The sequence below is a fragment of the Arthrobacter rhamnosi genome, from assembly GCF_054510855.1.
On sequence record NZ_JBTNDT010000006.1, the window covers coordinates 207,720 to 224,144 of the forward strand.

Below are 16,425 nucleotides of genomic sequence, written 5' to 3' on the forward strand. Positions count from 1 at the left end.
GATTCTTTGGTGAACGAACGGTCAGTAACTAGGAGTCGACGACGACCCCTCGCCCGTCGTGACGGGAGCTGCCTCATGTCTTTCCTTCCCCAAGCCTTCCTGGTCGGTGGCAGGCGCACCCCGATCGGGCGGTACGGCGGATCGCTGGCGAGCATACGCCCGGACGACCTGGCCGCCCTGGTGGTCAGGCAGGTGGTGACCGACGCCGGCATCGACCCACAGACCGTCGACGAGGTGATCCTGGGCAATGCCAACGGCGCCGGTGAGGAGAACCGCAACGTCGCGCGCATGGCGTGGCTGCTGGCCGGTTTCGACGACACCGTACCCGGGATCACCGTCAATCGGCTGTGTGCCTCCGGGCTAAGTGCGATCACGATGGCCTCCCACATGGTGAAGGCCGGAGCGGCGGAGCTGGTGGTCGCGGGCGGCGTGGAGTCGATGTCCCGTGCTCCCTGGGTGATGGAGAAACCGACCACGGCCTATGCGAAGCCCGGAGAGGTCTTCGACACCTCCATCGGCTGGCGGTTCACGAATCCCGCCTTTCGGAAGATCGACAAGATGACGTTCTCGATGCCCGAGACCGCCGAGGAGGTTGCGCGGGTCGACGGCGTCACACGGGAGGACGCCGACGCATTCGCCGTGGCATCGCACGACAAGGCGATCGCCGCCATCAAGGCCGGCTCCTTCGACCAGGAGATTCTTCCGGTTCCGGTCCAGGGACGGAAGGGGACCGAGACCGTCGTCGACACGGACGAGGGACCGCGCCCCGGAACGACGATGGAGACCCTGGCCGGGCTGCGCCCGGTCGTGACTCACGGCTCGGTGGTCACGGCCGGGAATTCCTCCTCCCTGAACGACGGAGCCTCCGCGATCCTCGTCGCGTCCGAAGCCGCCGTGAAGAAGTACGGGCTGACTCCGCGGGCACGGATCGTCGACGGCGCCTCCGCCGGCGTCCCACCGCACCTCATGGGCCTCGGGCCCGTCCCCGCCACGCAGAAGGTGCTCGAGCGCGCGGGCTGGAGCATCACAGACCTCGATGCCGTCGAGTTGAACGAAGCCTTCGCGACGCAGTCCCTCGCCTGCATTCGACGCCTGGGGCTGGACCCTTCCATCGTCAACAGGTACGGCGGGGCCATCGCCCTGGGACACCCGCTGGGCTCATCAGGGTCACGCCTGGTGGTCACGCTGCTCGGACGGATGGAGCGTGAAGGAGCAGCACGGGGGCTGGCGACCCTGTGCGTGGGCGTCGGCCAGGGCAGCGCCCTCCTCGTGGAGACGCCATGACCGGCCGGCAGTTCGGCGGAGAGTTCACTGCGCTGCGGAGCGAGGAACGGGAGGACCGCCTCTCCATCACCCTCGACCGCCCCGCAGTACGCAACGCCATCGACGCCACCGTGGTCGAGGAACTGCACACGGTGTGCGGCTACCTGGAGCGCGTGCCGAAAATCCTGATCCTCTCCGGCACCCGTGCCGACGGGAGGGGGATCTTCGCCTCCGGAGCCGACATCGCGCAGCTGAGGGAACGACGCCGCGACGACGCGCTGACCGGGATCAACTCGCAGATCTTCGACCGGATCCACAGGCTGCCCCTGCCCGTGATCGCCGCGATCGACGGCTTCGCCCTGGGGGGAGGCGCGGAGCTGGCCTACGCGGCCGACTTCCGCATCGCCACCCCCGACCTCCGGCTCGGGCAACCCGAGACCGGCCTGGGAATCATCGCCGCCGCAGGCGGGCTGTGGCGGCTCAAGGAGCTCGTCGGCGAGCCCGTCGCGCTGGACATCCTGCTGGCGGGGCGGATCCTCGACGCCGAGGAGGCCCTCGCCCTGCACCTGGTCACCGAGCTGCATCCCCCCGGCGACCTGCTCGCAGCTGCGCACGCGCTGGCCGACCGCATCGCCCGGCAGGATCCACTCGCCGTGCGCATCTCCAAACGCGTCTTCGCCGCGCCCCGGTCGGCCCACCCGCACATCGATGAGCTCGCCCAGGCCGTGCTGTTCGAGTCCCAAGCCAAGTTCGACCGCATGCAGGCCTTCCTCGACCGCAAGAACCCGCCGCACCAGGAGCACGAATGAGCCCCGCGCAGACCATCCCGGCCGTGACGGGCGTCCTCGGCGGAGGCCGGATGGGAGGGGGCATTGCGCACGCCCTCCTCGTCGCCGGCTCGACGGTCACGGTGGTGGAACGTGACGACGCAGCAGCGAATTCAGCCCGCCAGCGCATCGAACGGGACCTCGCCGCCTCCGTGGAACGCGGGACCGTCGGCAGCACCGTCGAGGAACTCGCGAGCCGGCTCACCGTCTCCCTCGACCCTGCCGACTTCGCGCCGGCCGGACTCGTCGTGGAGGCCGTCCCCGAGTCCTGGGACCTGAAGGTCTCCGCCCTGCAGGACGTCGAACGCCACCTCTCCCCTACCGCCTGGCTCGCCACGAACACGTCCTCACTGTCCGTGGACGGACTGGCCGAACAGTTGGCCCGGCCCGAACGGTTCTGCGGCCTGCACTTCTTCAACCCGGTACCGGCATCGAAGCTCGTCGAGGTCGTCATCTCCAGGCACACCGCACCCGAACTCAGGGACCTCTCCGTGCAGTGGGTCCAGGACCTCGGCAAGACGCCGGTCGTGGTTCGTGATGCCCCCGGCTTCGCGTCGTCACGACTGGGCGTCGCCATCGCGATCGAAGCCATCCGCATGGTGGAGGAAGGTGTCGCCTCGCCAACCGACATCGACAATGCGATGGTGCTGGGCTACAGGTTCCCGGTGGGCCCCCTCGCCCTCACGGACATCGTCGGCCTGGACGTGCGCCTCGGGATCGCGGAGTACCTGGCCTCCACCCTGGGCCCCCGGTTCGAGCCCCCTCAACTGATGCGCGACATGGTGGATCGCGGGGAACTGGGCCGCAAGACCGGCAAGGGCTTCTACACCTACGACGACTAGATCCACCCCCGACATCGCAGTGAAAGGACTCCCGTGGCACTCCAGACCCAGACCATCCTCCCCAGCTACGTCCAGGGCCGATGGTGGACCCCGGACGACCCGCAGAAGGTCACCGAGGTTCGGGACGCATCGACCGGCGAGACGGTCGCCCGCATATCGACCGACGGGCTCGACATCAGGGCAGCCATCGAGTTCGGGCGCACGGTGGGACAGCACTCGCTCGGGGAGTACACCATCCATGAACGCGCGCTCAAGCTCAAGGAGATCGCCCAGTACCTCACCGAGCACAAGCAGGCACTCTACGACGTCTCCTACCTCACGGGAGGCACGCTCAAGGACCACTTCTTCGACGTGGACGGGGGAATCGGCACCCTGTTCACCTTCTCCTCGAAGGGTCGCCGCGAGCTTCCCAACGCCAACGTCATCGTGGACGGGGCCGTCGAGCAGCTGTCCAGGGACGGATCGTTCCTGGGTGAGCACCTGTACTCCCGGATGCCCGGCGTCGCCGTGCAGATCAACGCCTTCAACTTCCCGGTCTGGGGCTTCCTCGAGAAGTTCGCACCGTCCTTCCTCGCCGGCATGCCGACCATCGTGAAGCCCGCCACTCCTACCTGCTATGTCACCGAGGCCTGCGTGCGGCTGATGGTCGATTCCGGGATCCTGCCCGAGGGGTCGCTGCAGCTGATCTCCGGCTCCGCCCGGGACCTGCTCGATCACCTCGACTACCGCGATCACGTGGCCTTCACCGGGTCCGCCGGAACGGCGCAGACCCTGCGTTCTTCCGACAGGGTCCTCAACGAAGGCATCCGGTTCACGGCGGAGACGGACTCGCTGAACGCCGCCATCCTCGGTCCGGACGCCACGCCCGACACCCCGGAATTCGACGCCTTCGTCAAGGCCGTCTTCGTCGAGATCACCTCCAAGGCCGGGCAGAAGTGCACCGCCATCCGCCGCGTCATCGTGCCGCAGAACCGTGTCGAGGACGTCGTCTCGGCGGTCGCGGAGCGGGTGCAGCAGCGGGTGGTGGTCGGCGACCCGCGCACCGACGGCGTCACGATGGGTGCCCTGGCGTCCAAGGAGCAGCAGTCCGAAGTGCGCAAGGCGGTGGAGCGACTGGTAGGAGCGGGCGGCATGGTCCGCCTCGGGGGTCCGGACGCCCCGACGGGCGCCGATGAGGCAGCAGGGGCCTTCTTCCCCGTCACCATCCTGTCCTTCGACGATCCGTTGACGCCGGAAGTGCATGTCGTCGAAGCCTTCGGGCCGGTCACCAGCGTCATCGGCTACACCGACATCGACGACGCCGTGCGCCTGGCCGCTCTCGGCGGCGGCTCACTCGTGGCGACCGTCTGCACCAATGACGGCGCCACCGCGGCCCGCTTCGCCGCCGGCATCAGCGCCCACCACGGCCGCGTGCATTACCTGAACCGGCAGGACGCCACGACGTCCACCGGTCACGGCTCCCCCATGCCCCACCTCATCCATGGCGGGCCGGGGCGTGCAGGCGGCGGCGAGGAACTCGGCGGCGTCCGCGGCGTCAAGCACTACATGCAGCGCACCGCGATCCAGGGTCCGCCGGACATCCTCACCGCCATCACCGGGATCTGGCATCGGGGCGGCACGGCGGAGACCGTGACCCGCGAGAGCGTGGACAACGGCACGGGCATCCACCCCTTTCGCAAATCGCTCGAAGACCTGCGCATCGGCGACCAGTTCGCGTCCGAGCTCCGCACGGTGACCCTCGAGGACATCAGCGACTTCGCCGGAACGACCGGCGACACCTTCTACGCTCACACCGACGAGGACGCTGCGACAGCCAACCCGTTCTTCCCCCGCCGGGTCGCCCACGGCTACCTGCTCGTCTCCTGGGCCGCGGGGCTGTTCGTCGACCCCGCGCCCGGACCCGTCCTGGCGAACTACGGTCTCGAGAACCTGCGATTCATCACGCCCGTGACCTACGACGACGCCATCCGGGTGACCCTGACGGCGAAGCAGATCACGCCGCGGGTGACTGACGAGTACGGAGAGGTGTGCTGGGACGTGGTCCTGCACAACCAGCGCGATGAGATCGTGGCGACCTACGACGTGCTGACACTGGTCGCCAAAACCTGGCCCTCCGCCTGATCGGACCGCACGGCGGCCTCGGCCATCGAACCGGGTTTCGACCCAGTTACGGAGCGCGCAACCCGGAGAAGGCGAGCGCGACGACGGTGTCGGCGAGCTCACCGGTGGACTTGCCGGCCTCGGGCCGGTACCAGTCGACGATCGAGTTGATCATGCCCAGCAGCAGGCGGGCGGCCGACCGGCTGCTCAGGTCGGTCCGCAGCGAGCCTTCCTGCTGGGCTCGTTCGATGAACGCTGCGACCTGGGCGGTGATGGAACGCCGACGCTCGAGCGCCCGGAGTTCGACGTCGGAGTTGCCCCGCAGCCGCAGCAGGAGGGTCACGTAGGGCATCTGGTCGACGAGCACGGACACTGTCCGCCGCACCACGTGCTCGAGCCGCTCCAGGTCGGACACGGCGGCGCTGTCCTCGGAGGCGATGACCTCCTCGAGGGCATCGAGGGCCCGGTTCAGGGCCTGCTCCAGGATCTCCTCCTTCGACTCGACGTGGTGGTAGATGGCGGACTTGGAGATCCCGAGGTGCCCGGCCAGGGTGCCCATCGACGTCGCGTCGTACCCGTGGAGGTTGAAGACGTCCACGCACACGCGCAGCAGCGTCTCGCGGTCGTAGCCCGGCCGGCCCCGGCGCGGCGTATCCGTCGGCGCGGACGCGGGCGCCGGTGCGTTCGTCATGAGGACCTCTGTTTCGACGGGGAGGACGGACGTGGAAGTACGAGTCTAGAACGGCCTGCGCGGCCAGGGAGCGTTGACCCGGTCCCATGAACATTATATTCTGAACGAACGGTCAGTCAGTCTCCTGGCCTGGCACCTTCGAAGAATGGGACACCATGACGACGCAGACTCCCGGGCTCCGCTCCATCCCTGCCGCCGAGGCTGCCGGCCCCGTTCCCTCCGACGAGGACCGCGCCGGGCAGGAGCACTTCGACCGCCTCATCGCCGCCGACTCCCGGATCGAGCCACGGGACTGGATGCCCGCGGCCTACCGCAAGACGCTCGTCCGCCAGATCTCCCAGCACGCGCATTCCGAGATCATCGGCATGCAGCCGGAAGGGAACTGGATCTCCCGGGCGCCCTCGCTCAAGCGCAAGGCCATCCTCATGGCCAAGGTCCAGGACGAGGCCGGACACGGCCTGTACCTCTACTCCGCGGCCGAGACGCTGGGAACCCCACGCCACGTCCTCACCCAGCAGTTGCTGGACGGCAAGGCCAAGTACTCCTCGATCTTCAACTACCCGGCCCGCACCTGGGCCGACATGGGGGCGATCGGCTGGCTGGTCGACGGCGCTGCCATCGCCAACCAGGTCCCGCTGTGCCGCGCCTCCTACGGTCCCTACGGCCGGGCGATGGTGCGCGTCTGCAAGGAGGAGTCCTTCCACCAGCGGCAGGGCTTCGAGATCCTGCTCGAGCTCTCCCACGGAACGCCCGCGCAGAAGAAGATGGCGCAGGACGCAGTGAACCGCACATACGGCCCGGCCCTGCAGATGTTCGGCCCTCCCGATGAGGACTCCCCCAACTCCCAGCAGTCGATGGCCTGGAACATCAAGCGTTTCTCCAATGACGAGCTGCGCCAGCGCTTCGTGGACATGATCGTCCCGCAGGCCGAGGCCCTGGGCCTGACCCTGCCCGATCCCGACCTCAGGTGGAACGAGGAGCGCGGACATTACGACTACGGGCAGCTCGACTGGAACGAGTTCAAGGCCGTGCTGTCCGGCAAGGGCCCCTGCAGCGTCCAGCGCCTGCAGACCCGCCGCAAAGCCCACGACGACGGCGCCTGGGTCCGCGAAGCGGCAGCCGCGTACGCCGGCAAGAGGGCGACGCAGCGCGCCTCGGCCGAACTCGCAGGAGCCTGAGCATGGATTCCGGCGACCCCGCCGAGAGCGCAGCATCATCTGCCGCGTGGCCGCTGTGGGAGGTGTTCGTGAGGTCCTCGCGCGGGCTCTCCCACGTCCACGCCGGCTCGCTGCATGCCCCGGATGCGACCATGGCGATCCGCAACGCCCGGGACCTGTACACCCGTCGCAACGAGGGCACGTCCGTCTGGGTCATCCCCTCCGAGGCGATCACCGCATCGGATCCCGACTCCAAGGGCGGTTACTTCGAATCGCCCCAGGGCAAGAGCTACCGGCATGCCATCTACTACACGAAGAGTGAAGGAGTGAAGCACCTGTGAGCTTCGCATCCCACGACTCGGCCACGAGGATCAGCGCCGGCAGCGCCATCAGCGCCGAGGAGATCGCCGCCGCCGGCACCAGGGCGCCCGAGGACGTCGCCCGCTACGCCCTGTGGCTGGGAGACGACGCCCTGATCCTCGCCCAGCGCCTGGGCGGGTGGATCGCCCACGCTCCCGAACTCGAGGAGGACGTGGCACTGGCCAACATCGCCCTGGACCTGCTCGGACATGCCCGCTTCTTCCTCACCTACGCCGGCACGGCGTGGGGGAAGACCGAGGACGACCTGGCGTACTTCCGGGACGAGGAGGAATTCCGCTCGTGCCGCCTCGTCGAACAGGAGAACGGCGACTTCGGACAGACGATCGCGCGTCAGCTCATCTTCTCCTTCTACCAGTACGAGCTCTACCGCCGGCTGGTGTCCTCGACGGATCCCACGCTTGCAGCCATCGCCGGCAAGGCCCTGAAGGAGGTCCAGTACCACCAGGACCACGCAACCCAGTGGGTGCTGCGCCTGGGTCTCGGCACCGAGGAATCCAGGCGGCGCATCCAGGCCGGGTTCGACTACCTGTGGCCCTACGTCGATGAACTGTTCCACGACGACGACGACCTGGTCCGTTCCCTCGGCGGCGCCGCCGTGCTGCCGTCCTCCCTCCGCCCCGACTTCGACCGGCGGATCGGCGCTGCCCTCGGTGAAGCCGGCCTCGACCTGCCCGGCGTCCCCGGCGCCTACGGTGGAAACCGTTCCGGTGAGTTCAGCGAGCAGCGCGGCCACATCCTGGCCGAGATGCAGGTGCTGGCCCGTCAGCACCCGGGCGCCACCTGGTGACCGGAAGCACGACCATGACCCAGGAGCAGCACAGCGACACGACGTACCCCACGGGACAGGAGCTGCGGCCCACGTCCGACGACGCAGGGCGGGTGTGGGACATAGCCGCCACCGTCGACGATCCGGAGGTGCCCGTCCTGTCCATCGCCGACCTCGGGATCCTCCGGAATGCACGGATCGACGGCGGCCGCGCCGTCGTCGTCATCACACCCACGTATTCCGGGTGTCCCGCCATGGAGACGATCAGCACCGAGGTGACCCGGGCCCTGAACGCCGCCGGGTACGACGACGTCCGGATCGAAGTCGTCCTGCAGCCGGCCTGGACCACGGACTGGATGAGCGCCGAGGGCCGCCGGAAGCTCGACGAGTACGGCATCGCGCCACCCACGGGAACGGCCGCCGTCGGACCCGTCCGCCTCGGCCTGACCGTCAAGTGCCCGCGCTGCCACTCGCTCGACACCCGCGAGATGACGCGCTTCGGATCCACGGCCTGCAAAGCCCTCCACGTCTGTAACGACTGCCTGGAGCCCTTCGACTACTTCAAGGTCCACTGATGCCCGATACCCTCACCGGGCCGACCAGGCGCCGGGCCACGTTCAACACCCTCGAGGTGACCCAGGTCCGCAGACTCACCTCCGATTCGGTCGAGGTGGCCTTCGCCGTACCCCCCGAGCTCGTTCGTGACTACAACTACCTTCCGGGCCAGTACGTCGCCCTCCGCGCGATGATCGACGGGCACGAGGTACGCCGCTCCTACTCCCTCTGTGCCGAACCTGTTCCCGGGGAGATCCGGGTCGCCATCAAGCAGGACCTCGGCGGAGTGTTCTCCTCCTGGGCCAACGAGTCCCTCAGGGCCGGTGACCGGCTCGATGTCATGAACCCCCAGGGGGCGTTCACCCCCAGGCTCGGGCTCACCACGATGAACAACGCGGAGGAGCTTGCCGCCGAGCAGATCGCCCTCAACGCCTCCGTGCACCTCGTGGCCTTCGCCGCGGGTTCCGGCATCACACCGATCATGGCCATCGCCAAGGCCGTGCTGCGTGCCTCCGACTCCTCGACCTTCGACCTCGTGTACGCCAACCGCTCGGCGATCGACGTCATGTTCGCCGAGGAGCTCGGCGACCTGAAGGACAAATACCCCTCCCGGCTCGCCGTCCACCACGTCCTCTCCCGCGAGCAGCGCATCAGCCCCCTGATGTCCGGGCGCATCGACGGGAACAAGCTCGACGCCATCCTCGACGAGGTGGTGCAGGTGGACCGCACCGACGAGTGGTTCCTCTGTGGGCCGTTCGAACTCGTCCAGCTCTGCCGCGACAGTCTCGCGGAGCGCGGCGTCCCCGAGGAGAAGATCCGTTTCGAACTCTTCACCACGGGTAAGCCCGGGAGCCCGGAGGGCCAGCAGGGCCGTCGCGTCGAAGCAGACCCCGCCGGCGAGAACTACGGCATCACCTTCACCCTCGACGGACTCTCCGGCGTCGTCGAGTCGCCGAGGAGTGCCCGCGAGACCGTGCTGAACGCCGCGCTGCGCGTCCGCCCCGACGTGCCGTTCGCCTGCGCCGGCGGCGTCTGCGGCACCTGCAGGGCCAGGGTCGTCTCCGGCGATTTCGTCATGGAGGAGAACTACGCCCTGGAGAAGGACGAAGTCGACAACGGCTTCGTCCTCACCTGCCAGACCCGGCCGACGTCCGATCAGCTCGTGGTCGACTTCGATGCCTGAACGCCATGCCGGGCCCTCTGTCTCCGGCTCCGTTGCGAAGGAGCGACCATGATCGACCTGCTGATCCACGGGCCCGTGGCCGAAGTGGTGCTGAACGCGCCGGACCGGATGAACTCCCTCGACGAGGCGGCCCTCGAGGAACTCGGCGACGCGTACGCCGAGGCCGGACGGGCCGGAGTGCGGGCCCTGATCCTGCGGGGCGAGGGCCGCGGCTTCTGCGCCGGCCGGGACATCTCCGCCGTCGACCCGGCGGTCGACGACGCCTACGGGTTCCTCGCGGAGCAGGTCACCCCCCTGCTGCGCGCCATGAGCAGCTTTCCCGCCCCCACCTTCGCCGCGGTCCAGGGCGCCTGCCTCGGGCTGGGACTGGGCCTGGCCATCGCCACCGACGTCGTGTACGTCGCGGACACGGCGAAAATCGGGTCCCCCTTCGCACGGCTCGGTGCCACCCTCGACTCCGGTGGGCACGCGCTGTTCACCGAGCGGCTCGGCGCCCACCGCGCACTGGACCTGATCTACACCGCCGACCTCATGACCGGAGCCGAAGCAGTACGCTCCGGCCTCTTCAGCCGATCCCTTGCAGCAGACGAGTTGCTCGAGTTCACCCGTGCCAGGGCGGCAGCAGTGGCCGACGGGCCCACACAGGCCTTCCTCGCATCGCGCGAACTCGTGGCCCAGATCCGCGACCAGCGGCTGGGACTGTGGGAGTCGCTCGAGCACGAGAACCGCGTGCAGGGCCGGCTCTGCGGCAGCGCCGACTACGCCGAGGGCTTCGCAGCGTTCCAGCAGAAGCGGATACCGCGCTTCACCGGAGGCCAGCTGTAGGGACCCGCCGCTGCCGTACCCGAAGTCTCGCCGCTCACCGGACCTCCCCCAGGTGGCGGGCTGTTCCGCGCGAGCGGAGGCCCGCGAAGAACTGCTCGAGCTCGCCGGTAGCGTCGAGGGGAGCCACGGCGGCGACATACTGGTCGGGGCGGACCACGACCACCACCCCGGAACGGTCGAGCCGACGGAGGTCGAAGATGTCCGCAGCCGGATCCGTCGCATAGACCTTCTCGTAGTCGGTGAGCCCGAAGGGCCCGACCGCCGGCTTGAAGGCAACCGGCACCACGCTTAGGTCCACCTTTGTGTGGTCCTGCTGGTAGACCACTTTCACGTCGAACCACGCGTCCGCGTCCGCGCCTTCCGGCGTGGCAGCCAGGGGCGATCCGGGTGCCGTCATGAGCCAGTCGGCGAACCCGGCCGTCGTGGACGAAGCGCCCGCTGCCGCCCCATCCGCGAAGACGTAGATACGCCACCGCCCGTCGGCAACCGCATGGTGTCCGAGGTGCATCGGGATGCCGTCACAGACCCGCACGACGGGGGCGGACTTGAACCGCTTGCCGATCGGGAAGCCCCGCGCGAGATCCTGGTGCACCGGTTCCGCGATGAGCATGGAGGGCTGGTACTGCGTCATGAAGCCCGCCGGGAACTCCTGTGTCCGGACGTAGAAATGCTCGAGCTCGGAGGGGTCGTCGAACTCTTCCGGCTTCCTGGCCATGAGGGTGGACCACTGCCTGTCGAAATCGATGAGGTTCTTCGCCACGACCTGGCGCTCGGCCGAGTAGGTCGCCAGCAGGCTCTCCGGGCTGCGGCCCTCGAGCACGTGGCCGAGCTTCCAGCCGATATTGAAGCCGTCCTGCATGGAGACGTTCATCCCCTGACCGGCCTTCGCGCTGTGCGTGTGGCAGGCGTCCCCCGTGATGAACACGCGCGGCGTCCGGGTACCGATGTCAGCGGGGAGGACGTCGTCGAATCGATCGGTCAGGCGGTGCCCCACCTCGTAGACGCTGTGCCAGGGGACGTCGCGCACGTCCAGCCGGTAGGGGCTGAGGATGGCATTGGCCTTGGCGATGATCTGCTCGATGGTCGTGCGCCGGACGGCGCCGTTGTCGTGCGGGTCCGTTTCGCCGAGGTCGACGTACATGCGGAAGAGATGTCCGCCCTCGCGGGGGATCAGCAGAATGCTGCCACCGTTCCCGGACTGGATGGCGCACTTTCGCCGGATGTCGGGAAAATCGGTGACGGCGAGGACGTCCATGACACCCCAGGCGTGGTTGGCCTTGTCCCCGGCGAGCGTGCAGCCGATCGCCTGGCGGACCTTGCTGCGGGCACCGTCGGCCCCCACCACGTACTTCGCCCGGACGACGCGCTCCTGTCCCTGCCGCTCCCCCGCCGTCCCGACGAGCGTCACCGTCACCGGGTACTCGGCGTCGTCATCGACCTGAAGCCGGACGAATTCGTACCCGTAGTCGGGCTCCATCCGGGTCGGGGAGTTCTTCATGAATTCGGCGAAGTAGTCCAGGACCCGCGCCTGGTTGACGATGAGGTGGGGGAACTCGCTGATGCCCGTCGGATCGTCCTCGGGGCGGGCCGTCCGGACGATGCGCGAGGGATCCTTCGCGTCCGGCTTCCAAAAGGCCATCTCGACGATCCGGTAGGCCTCCTCGGTGATCCGCTGGGCGAACCCGAACGCCTGGAACGTCTCGACGCTCCGGGCCTGGATGCCGTCGGCCTGACCGATGGCCAGCCGTTCAGGTCGACGTTCGACAATCCGCGTGGTGATGCCCGGGAACTGCGAGAGCTGCGCGGCTGTGATCATGCCGGCCGGCCCGGTGCCGACGATCAGGACGTCGACGTCGTTCGGAAGATCTGCAGGCCGCTCCACTCCGACCCCTGCTGCGGGCCGGGTACGGGGATCACCGGAGACGTAACCATGGTGGTGGAATTGCACGGGCTTTCCTCACTTCGTCGTGATGCCACGCTGGTCGTGCTCGATGTCCGAACTACTCGTTCTACTGTTGCACCTGAACGCTAATTCCGAAGAGGAGCGCAGGCAACAGCGGGTGCCCTTCCCCCTTCGGAGGGACCCTTGACGGCGGCGTCGTCCCGACCTAGGGTCCGTATACGATTTCATATCTGATGAGTCCCCGAAGGAGCGGACTATGCAGGAAGTGGCGCAGGAAATGCTGGCTACGGCCCGCAAGGTCATCGCGGTCCACCTCAACTACCCCAGCCGCGCTGCCCAGCGGGGTCGCGTCCCCGAGCAGCCGTCCTACTTCCTGAAGCCGTCGTCGTCCCTCGCCCTCACGAACCGCACGGTGGAACGGCCTGCGGGCTGCGAACTGCTCGGCTTCGAGGGCGAGATAGCGCTGGTGATCGGACCACCGGCCCGGCGCGTACCCCTTCCGGACGCCTGGAACCACGTGGCATGGGTGACGGCGAGCAACGACCTCGGCGTCTACGACCTCCGCCACGCGGACAGGGGCTCGAACCTCCGGTCCAAGGGCGGCGACGGATTCACGCCGGTGGGACCGGGATTGATCCCGGCCGACGGCGTCGATCCTGCCGGCCTCCGCGTCCGCACCTGGCACAACGGTGTCCTGGTACAGGACGACACCACCGCACACCTGCTGTTCCCGTTCGCGCGGCTCATCGCCGACCTGTCCCAGCTCCTGACGCTCGAGACCGGTGACATCATCCTCACCGGCACGCCGGCGGGAGCGTCGGTCGCGGTTCCGGGCGACACACTCGAGGTCGAGGTCACGGAGATCGGCGGCGGACTCACCACCGGCCGCCTCGTCACCAGCGTGACGGACGGAACCGTTCCCTTCGCGGATCTCGGCGCGCAGCCGAAGACCGACGACGTGCAGCGTGAGGAAGCCTACGGATCCCGGGAAGCAGCAGGGCTCTCCCCGCGCCCGTCGGTCCTGACCCCTGACCTGAAGAAGAAGCTCGAAGCAGTCGCCACGGCGACGCTGTCCTCCCAGCTGCGCAAGCGTGGCCTGAACAACGTCAGCATCGACGGCCTCACATCGACCCGCCCCGACCGCCGCGTGGTCGGCCTGGCCCGTACGCTGCGCTACGTCCCGAACAGGGAGGACCTCTTCACGGAATACGGCGGCGGTTACAACGCCCAGAAACGGGCCATCGACTCCATCGACGCGGGCGAGATCCTCGTCATGGAAGCACGCGGGGAGAAGGGAACCGGCACCATCGGCGACATCCTGGCCCTCCGGGCGCAGGTGCGCGGTGCCGCGGCCATCGTCACCGACGGCGGCATCCGCGACGTCGCCGCCGTCTCGGCCATGGACATGCCCGCCTACTACGCCAACCCCCACCCGGCCGTCCTCGGGCGCCGCCACATCCCGTGGGACACGGACATCACCATCGCCTGCGGCGGCGCCACCGTCCAGCCCGGCGACATCATCGTCGCCGACGCCGACGGCATCCTCGTCATCCCCCCTGCCCTCGCGGAGGAACTCGCCGACGACTCCCTGGCACAGGAACACGAGGAGGTCTTCATCGCCGACATGATCCGCGAAGGGCACGGGGTGGAGGGGCTCTACCCCATGAACGCAGCATGGCGGGCCCGCTATGAGGAACAGAAGACCGACCATGCGTGATGCAGGAACGGCCACGAGCAGCAGCAAGTCAGAGCGGGCCTACAACTCCCTGAAGGCGCGCATCGCCGACGGTACGTACTCCCCCGGCTTCCGCCTGGTCCTCGCCAGGATCGCCGAGGACCTCGGGGTCAGCGTAGTACCCGTCCGCGAGGCGATCCGGAGGCTCGAGGCGGAAGGTCTCGTGACCTTCCAACGCAACGTCGGTGCGACGGTCGCGGGCATCGACCCCACCGAGTACCTCTATGCGATGCAGACCCTCAGCATCATCGAGGGCGCGGCAACCGCCCTGTCCATTCCCCTGATCAGTCCCGCTGACATCGCGCGGGCCCGCGCCGTCAATGACGACATGCGCGACTGCCTGCAGCACTTCGACCCCGTGCGCTTCACCCGTCTGAACCAGGATTTCCACAGCGTCCTGTTCGAGAATTGCCCGAACCCGCACATGCTGGACCTCGTCCATCGCGGCTGGGCGCGCCTCGCCTCCCTGCGCTCCTCGACCTTCCGCTTCGTTCCCGGACGCGCCCACGAGTCCGTCGACGAACACGAGGCACTCCTCCGGCTCATCGAGTCCGGGGCAGACGCCGCCGAGATAGAACGCGCCGCCCGCCTCCACCGCAGTGCCACCCTCGACGCCTACCTCGCTCGGACGGGCGCCGATTCCCGGAAGGACACACCATGACCAGCCCTGCCGCAGCCGTCCGGCACTACGTGCCCGAGAGCCTGCCCTCGTCCATCCAGCACTACATCGGGGGCAGGTTCGTCGACTCGATCGGAGGGACGACGTTCGACGTCCTCGACCCGGTGTCCAACACGACCTACGCCACAGCCGCGGCCGGGCAGAAGGAGGACATCGACCTCGCGGTAGCGGCAGCACGGGCGGCCTTCAGGAACGGGCCCTGGCCGAGGATGAAGGCCCGTGAGCGCGCCCGCGTCCTCAACCGGATCGCCGACGCCGTCGAGGCCCAGGAGGAACGGCTCGCCGAGCTCGAGACCTTCGACACCGGGCTGCCCATCACGCAGGCCAGGGGCCAGGCGCTCCGCGCGGCGGAGAACTTCCGCTTCTTCGCGGATCTCATCGTCGCCCAGTTCGACGACGCCATGAAGGTGCCCGGGACGCAGCTCAACTACGTGAACCGCAAGCCCATCGGTGTCGCCGGGCTCATCACTCCCTGGAACACGCCCTTCATGCTGGAGTCCTGGAAGCTCGCTCCCGCCCTGGCGACCGGCAACACCGTGGTCCTGAAGCCCGCCGAATTCACGCCCCTCTCGGCATCGCTCTGGGCGCAGATCTTCCAGGACGCCGGCCTGCCCGACGGCGTGTTCAACCTCGTTCACGGACTCGGCGAGGAAGCCGGCGACGCGCTCGTGAAGCACCCCGACGTGCCGCTCATCTCCTTCACGGGCGAGACCACCACCGGCCGGACGATCTTCCGGAACGCCGCAGCGAACCTCAAGGGACTCTCGATGGAACTCGGCGGCAAGTCCCCGTGCGTCGTCTTCGCCGACGCGGACCTCGACGCCGCCATCGATTCGGCCCTCTTCGGGGTGTTCTCCCTCAATGGCGAACGCTGCACCGCCGGCTCCCGCATCCTCGTCGAACGCCCGGTCTACGACGAGTTCTGCGGGAAATACGCAGCGAGGGCGAAGACCATCGTCGTCGGCGACCCGCACGACCCGAACACCGAGGTCGGTGCCCTCGTCCACCCCGAGCACTACGACAAGGTCGCGTCCTACGTGGAGATCGGCAAGACCGAAGGTCGCCTCCTGGCGGGCGGCGGCCGTCCCGACCATCTTCCGCACGGCAACTACATCGCCCCGACCGTCTTCGCCGATGTGGCGCCCGATGCGCGGATCTTCCAGGAGGAGATCTTCGGCCCCGTCGTCACCATCACGCCGTTCGACGACGACGACGAAGCCCTGGACCTCGCCAACAACACACGCTACGGACTCGCCGCGTACATCTGGACGCAGAACCTGACCCGTGCCCACACCTTCTCCTCCGACGTCGAAGCGGGGATGGTGTGGCTGAACAGCCACAACGTCCGCGACCTCCGCACCCCCTTCGGCGGCGTCAAGGCCTCCGGGCTCGGCCACGAGGGCGGCTACCGCTCCATCGACTTCTACACCGACCAGCAGGCCGTGCACATCACCCTCGGCACCGTCCACACACCGAAGTTCGGCAACGCCAAGGACTCCGCTGCCAACGAGGGCTGAG

General features: G+C 68.4%; 15 protein-coding genes. 13 read left to right on the forward strand and 2 right to left on the reverse strand.

The annotated features are described in order from the left end of the window. The first annotated feature begins 75 nt into the window (after positions 1 to 75). The 4 genes from ACX80I_RS13450 to paaZ are packed head-to-tail and all read left to right on the forward strand — an operon-like array spanning position 76 to position 5,053. Complete coding sequence (locus ACX80I_RS13450; protein ID WP_459345619.1) at positions 76 to 1,284, forward strand: thiolase family protein; 1,209 nt, start codon at positions 76 to 78, stop codon at positions 1,282 to 1,284. Continuing rightward, the gene (locus ACX80I_RS13455; RefSeq protein ID WP_459345620.1) at positions 1,281 to 2,072 is read left to right on the forward strand and encodes an enoyl-CoA hydratase/isomerase family protein; all 792 of its coding nucleotides are present in this window, start codon (positions 1,281 to 1,283) and stop codon (positions 2,070 to 2,072) included. The genes ACX80I_RS13450 and ACX80I_RS13455 overlap by 4 nt, the downstream gene beginning before the upstream one ends. After that, the gene (locus tag ACX80I_RS13460) at positions 2,069 to 2,932 is read left to right on the forward strand and encodes a 3-hydroxyacyl-CoA dehydrogenase family protein (RefSeq protein WP_459345621.1); all 864 of its coding nucleotides are present in this window, start codon (positions 2,069 to 2,071) and stop codon (positions 2,930 to 2,932) included. Before ACX80I_RS13455 ends, ACX80I_RS13460 begins: the two co-directional genes overlap by 4 nt. Positions 2,933 to 2,965: 33 nt before the next feature. Continuing rightward, a complete protein-coding gene (gene paaZ, locus ACX80I_RS13465) occupies positions 2,966 to 5,053 on the forward strand; it encodes a phenylacetic acid degradation bifunctional protein PaaZ (protein ID WP_459345622.1) in 2,088 nt (695 codons plus the stop codon). Positions 5,054 to 5,099: 46 nt separating this feature from the next. On the opposite strand, the gene ACX80I_RS13470 is transcribed toward paaZ, so the two are convergent. Continuing rightward, positions 5,100 to 5,723 (reverse strand): TetR/AcrR family transcriptional regulator, encoded by a 624-nt coding sequence (locus ACX80I_RS13470; RefSeq protein WP_459345623.1) that lies wholly within the window; start codon positions 5,721 to 5,723, stop codon positions 5,100 to 5,102. Positions 5,724 to 5,878: 155 nt separating this feature from the next. Here ACX80I_RS13470 and paaA point away from each other — a divergent pair, with 155 nt between their 5' ends. The 6 genes from paaA to ACX80I_RS13500 are packed head-to-tail and all read left to right on the forward strand — an operon-like array spanning position 5,879 to position 10,590. Further along, the gene (gene paaA / locus ACX80I_RS13475) at positions 5,879 to 6,901 is read left to right on the forward strand and encodes a 1,2-phenylacetyl-CoA epoxidase subunit PaaA (protein WP_459345624.1); all 1,023 of its coding nucleotides are present in this window, start codon (positions 5,879 to 5,881) and stop codon (positions 6,899 to 6,901) included. Between the two features lie 2 nt (positions 6,902 to 6,903). Then, complete coding sequence (paaB, locus tag ACX80I_RS13480; protein ID WP_459345625.1) at positions 6,904 to 7,221, forward strand: 1,2-phenylacetyl-CoA epoxidase subunit PaaB; 318 nt, start codon at positions 6,904 to 6,906, stop codon at positions 7,219 to 7,221. Further along, positions 7,218 to 8,048 (forward strand): 1,2-phenylacetyl-CoA epoxidase subunit PaaC, encoded by an 831-nt coding sequence (gene paaC / locus ACX80I_RS13485; RefSeq protein ID WP_459345626.1) that lies wholly within the window; start codon positions 7,218 to 7,220, stop codon positions 8,046 to 8,048. The genes paaB and paaC overlap by 4 nt, the downstream gene beginning before the upstream one ends. Before the next feature lie 14 nt (positions 8,049 to 8,062). Next, entirely contained in the window at positions 8,063 to 8,602 is a 540-nt protein-coding gene (gene paaD / locus ACX80I_RS13490) for a 1,2-phenylacetyl-CoA epoxidase subunit PaaD (RefSeq protein ID WP_459345627.1), read from the forward strand. Further along, positions 8,602 to 9,765 (forward strand): 1,2-phenylacetyl-CoA epoxidase subunit PaaE, encoded by a 1,164-nt coding sequence (gene paaE / locus ACX80I_RS13495; RefSeq protein WP_459345628.1) that lies wholly within the window; start codon positions 8,602 to 8,604, stop codon positions 9,763 to 9,765. The genes paaD and paaE overlap by 1 nt, the downstream gene beginning before the upstream one ends. Positions 9,766 to 9,813: 48 nt before the next feature. Then, positions 9,814 to 10,590: an enoyl-CoA hydratase/isomerase family protein gene (locus tag ACX80I_RS13500; RefSeq protein ID WP_459345629.1), complete on the forward strand. Its 777-nt coding sequence runs from the start codon at positions 9,814 to 9,816 to the stop codon at positions 10,588 to 10,590. A gap of 34 nt (positions 10,591 to 10,624) precedes the next feature. Here the strand turns inward: ACX80I_RS13500 and ACX80I_RS13505 are convergent, their stop codons facing one another. After that, the gene (locus ACX80I_RS13505; RefSeq protein ID WP_459345630.1) at positions 10,625 to 12,538 is read right to left on the reverse strand and encodes an FAD-binding monooxygenase; all 1,914 of its coding nucleotides are present in this window, start codon (positions 12,536 to 12,538) and stop codon (positions 10,625 to 10,627) included. A gap of 211 nt (positions 12,539 to 12,749) precedes the next feature. Between ACX80I_RS13505 and ACX80I_RS13510 the strand changes: the two genes are divergently transcribed. The 3 genes from ACX80I_RS13510 to hpaE are packed head-to-tail and all read left to right on the forward strand — an operon-like array spanning position 12,750 to position 16,424. Continuing rightward, entirely contained in the window at positions 12,750 to 14,210 is a 1,461-nt protein-coding gene (locus ACX80I_RS13510) for a fumarylacetoacetate hydrolase family protein (RefSeq protein ID WP_459345631.1), read from the forward strand. Beyond that, positions 14,203 to 14,889, forward strand: coding sequence for a GntR family transcriptional regulator (locus ACX80I_RS13515; RefSeq protein WP_459345632.1), 687 nt, complete (start codon positions 14,203 to 14,205; stop codon positions 14,887 to 14,889). The genes ACX80I_RS13510 and ACX80I_RS13515 overlap by 8 nt, the downstream gene beginning before the upstream one ends. Beyond that, the gene (hpaE, locus tag ACX80I_RS13520; RefSeq protein WP_459345633.1) at positions 14,886 to 16,424 is read left to right on the forward strand and encodes a 5-carboxymethyl-2-hydroxymuconate semialdehyde dehydrogenase; all 1,539 of its coding nucleotides are present in this window, start codon (positions 14,886 to 14,888) and stop codon (positions 16,422 to 16,424) included. Before ACX80I_RS13515 ends, hpaE begins: the two co-directional genes overlap by 4 nt. Position 16,425 lies beyond the last annotated feature (1 nt).

Coding starts and splice junctions, on each gene's coding strand:
- ACX80I_RS13450 (WP_459345619.1), top strand. CDS start 76: ATGTCTTTCCTTCCCCAAGCCTTCCTGGTCGGTGGCAGGCGCACCCCG.
- ACX80I_RS13455 (WP_459345620.1), top strand. CDS start 1,281: ATGACCGGCCGGCAGTTCGGCGGAGAGTTCACTGCGCTGCGGAGCGAG.
- paaE (WP_459345628.1), top strand. CDS start 8,602: ATGCCCGATACCCTCACCGGGCCGACCAGGCGCCGGGCCACGTTCAAC.
- hpaE (WP_459345633.1), top strand. CDS start 14,886: ATGACCAGCCCTGCCGCAGCCGTCCGGCACTACGTGCCCGAGAGCCTG.
- ACX80I_RS13515 (WP_459345632.1), top strand. CDS start 14,203: ATGCGTGATGCAGGAACGGCCACGAGCAGCAGCAAGTCAGAGCGGGCC.
- ACX80I_RS13460 (WP_459345621.1), top strand. CDS start 2,069: ATGAGCCCCGCGCAGACCATCCCGGCCGTGACGGGCGTCCTCGGCGGA.
- paaD (WP_459345627.1), top strand. CDS start 8,063: ATGACCCAGGAGCAGCACAGCGACACGACGTACCCCACGGGACAGGAG.
- ACX80I_RS13470 (WP_459345623.1), bottom strand. CDS start 5,723: ATGACGAACGCACCGGCGCCCGCGTCCGCGCCGACGGATACGCCGCGC.
- ACX80I_RS13500 (WP_459345629.1), top strand. CDS start 9,814: ATGATCGACCTGCTGATCCACGGGCCCGTGGCCGAAGTGGTGCTGAAC.
- ACX80I_RS13510 (WP_459345631.1), top strand. CDS start 12,750: ATGCAGGAAGTGGCGCAGGAAATGCTGGCTACGGCCCGCAAGGTCATC.
- paaB (WP_459345625.1), top strand. CDS start 6,904: ATGGATTCCGGCGACCCCGCCGAGAGCGCAGCATCATCTGCCGCGTGG.
- paaA (WP_459345624.1), top strand. CDS start 5,879: ATGACGACGCAGACTCCCGGGCTCCGCTCCATCCCTGCCGCCGAGGCT.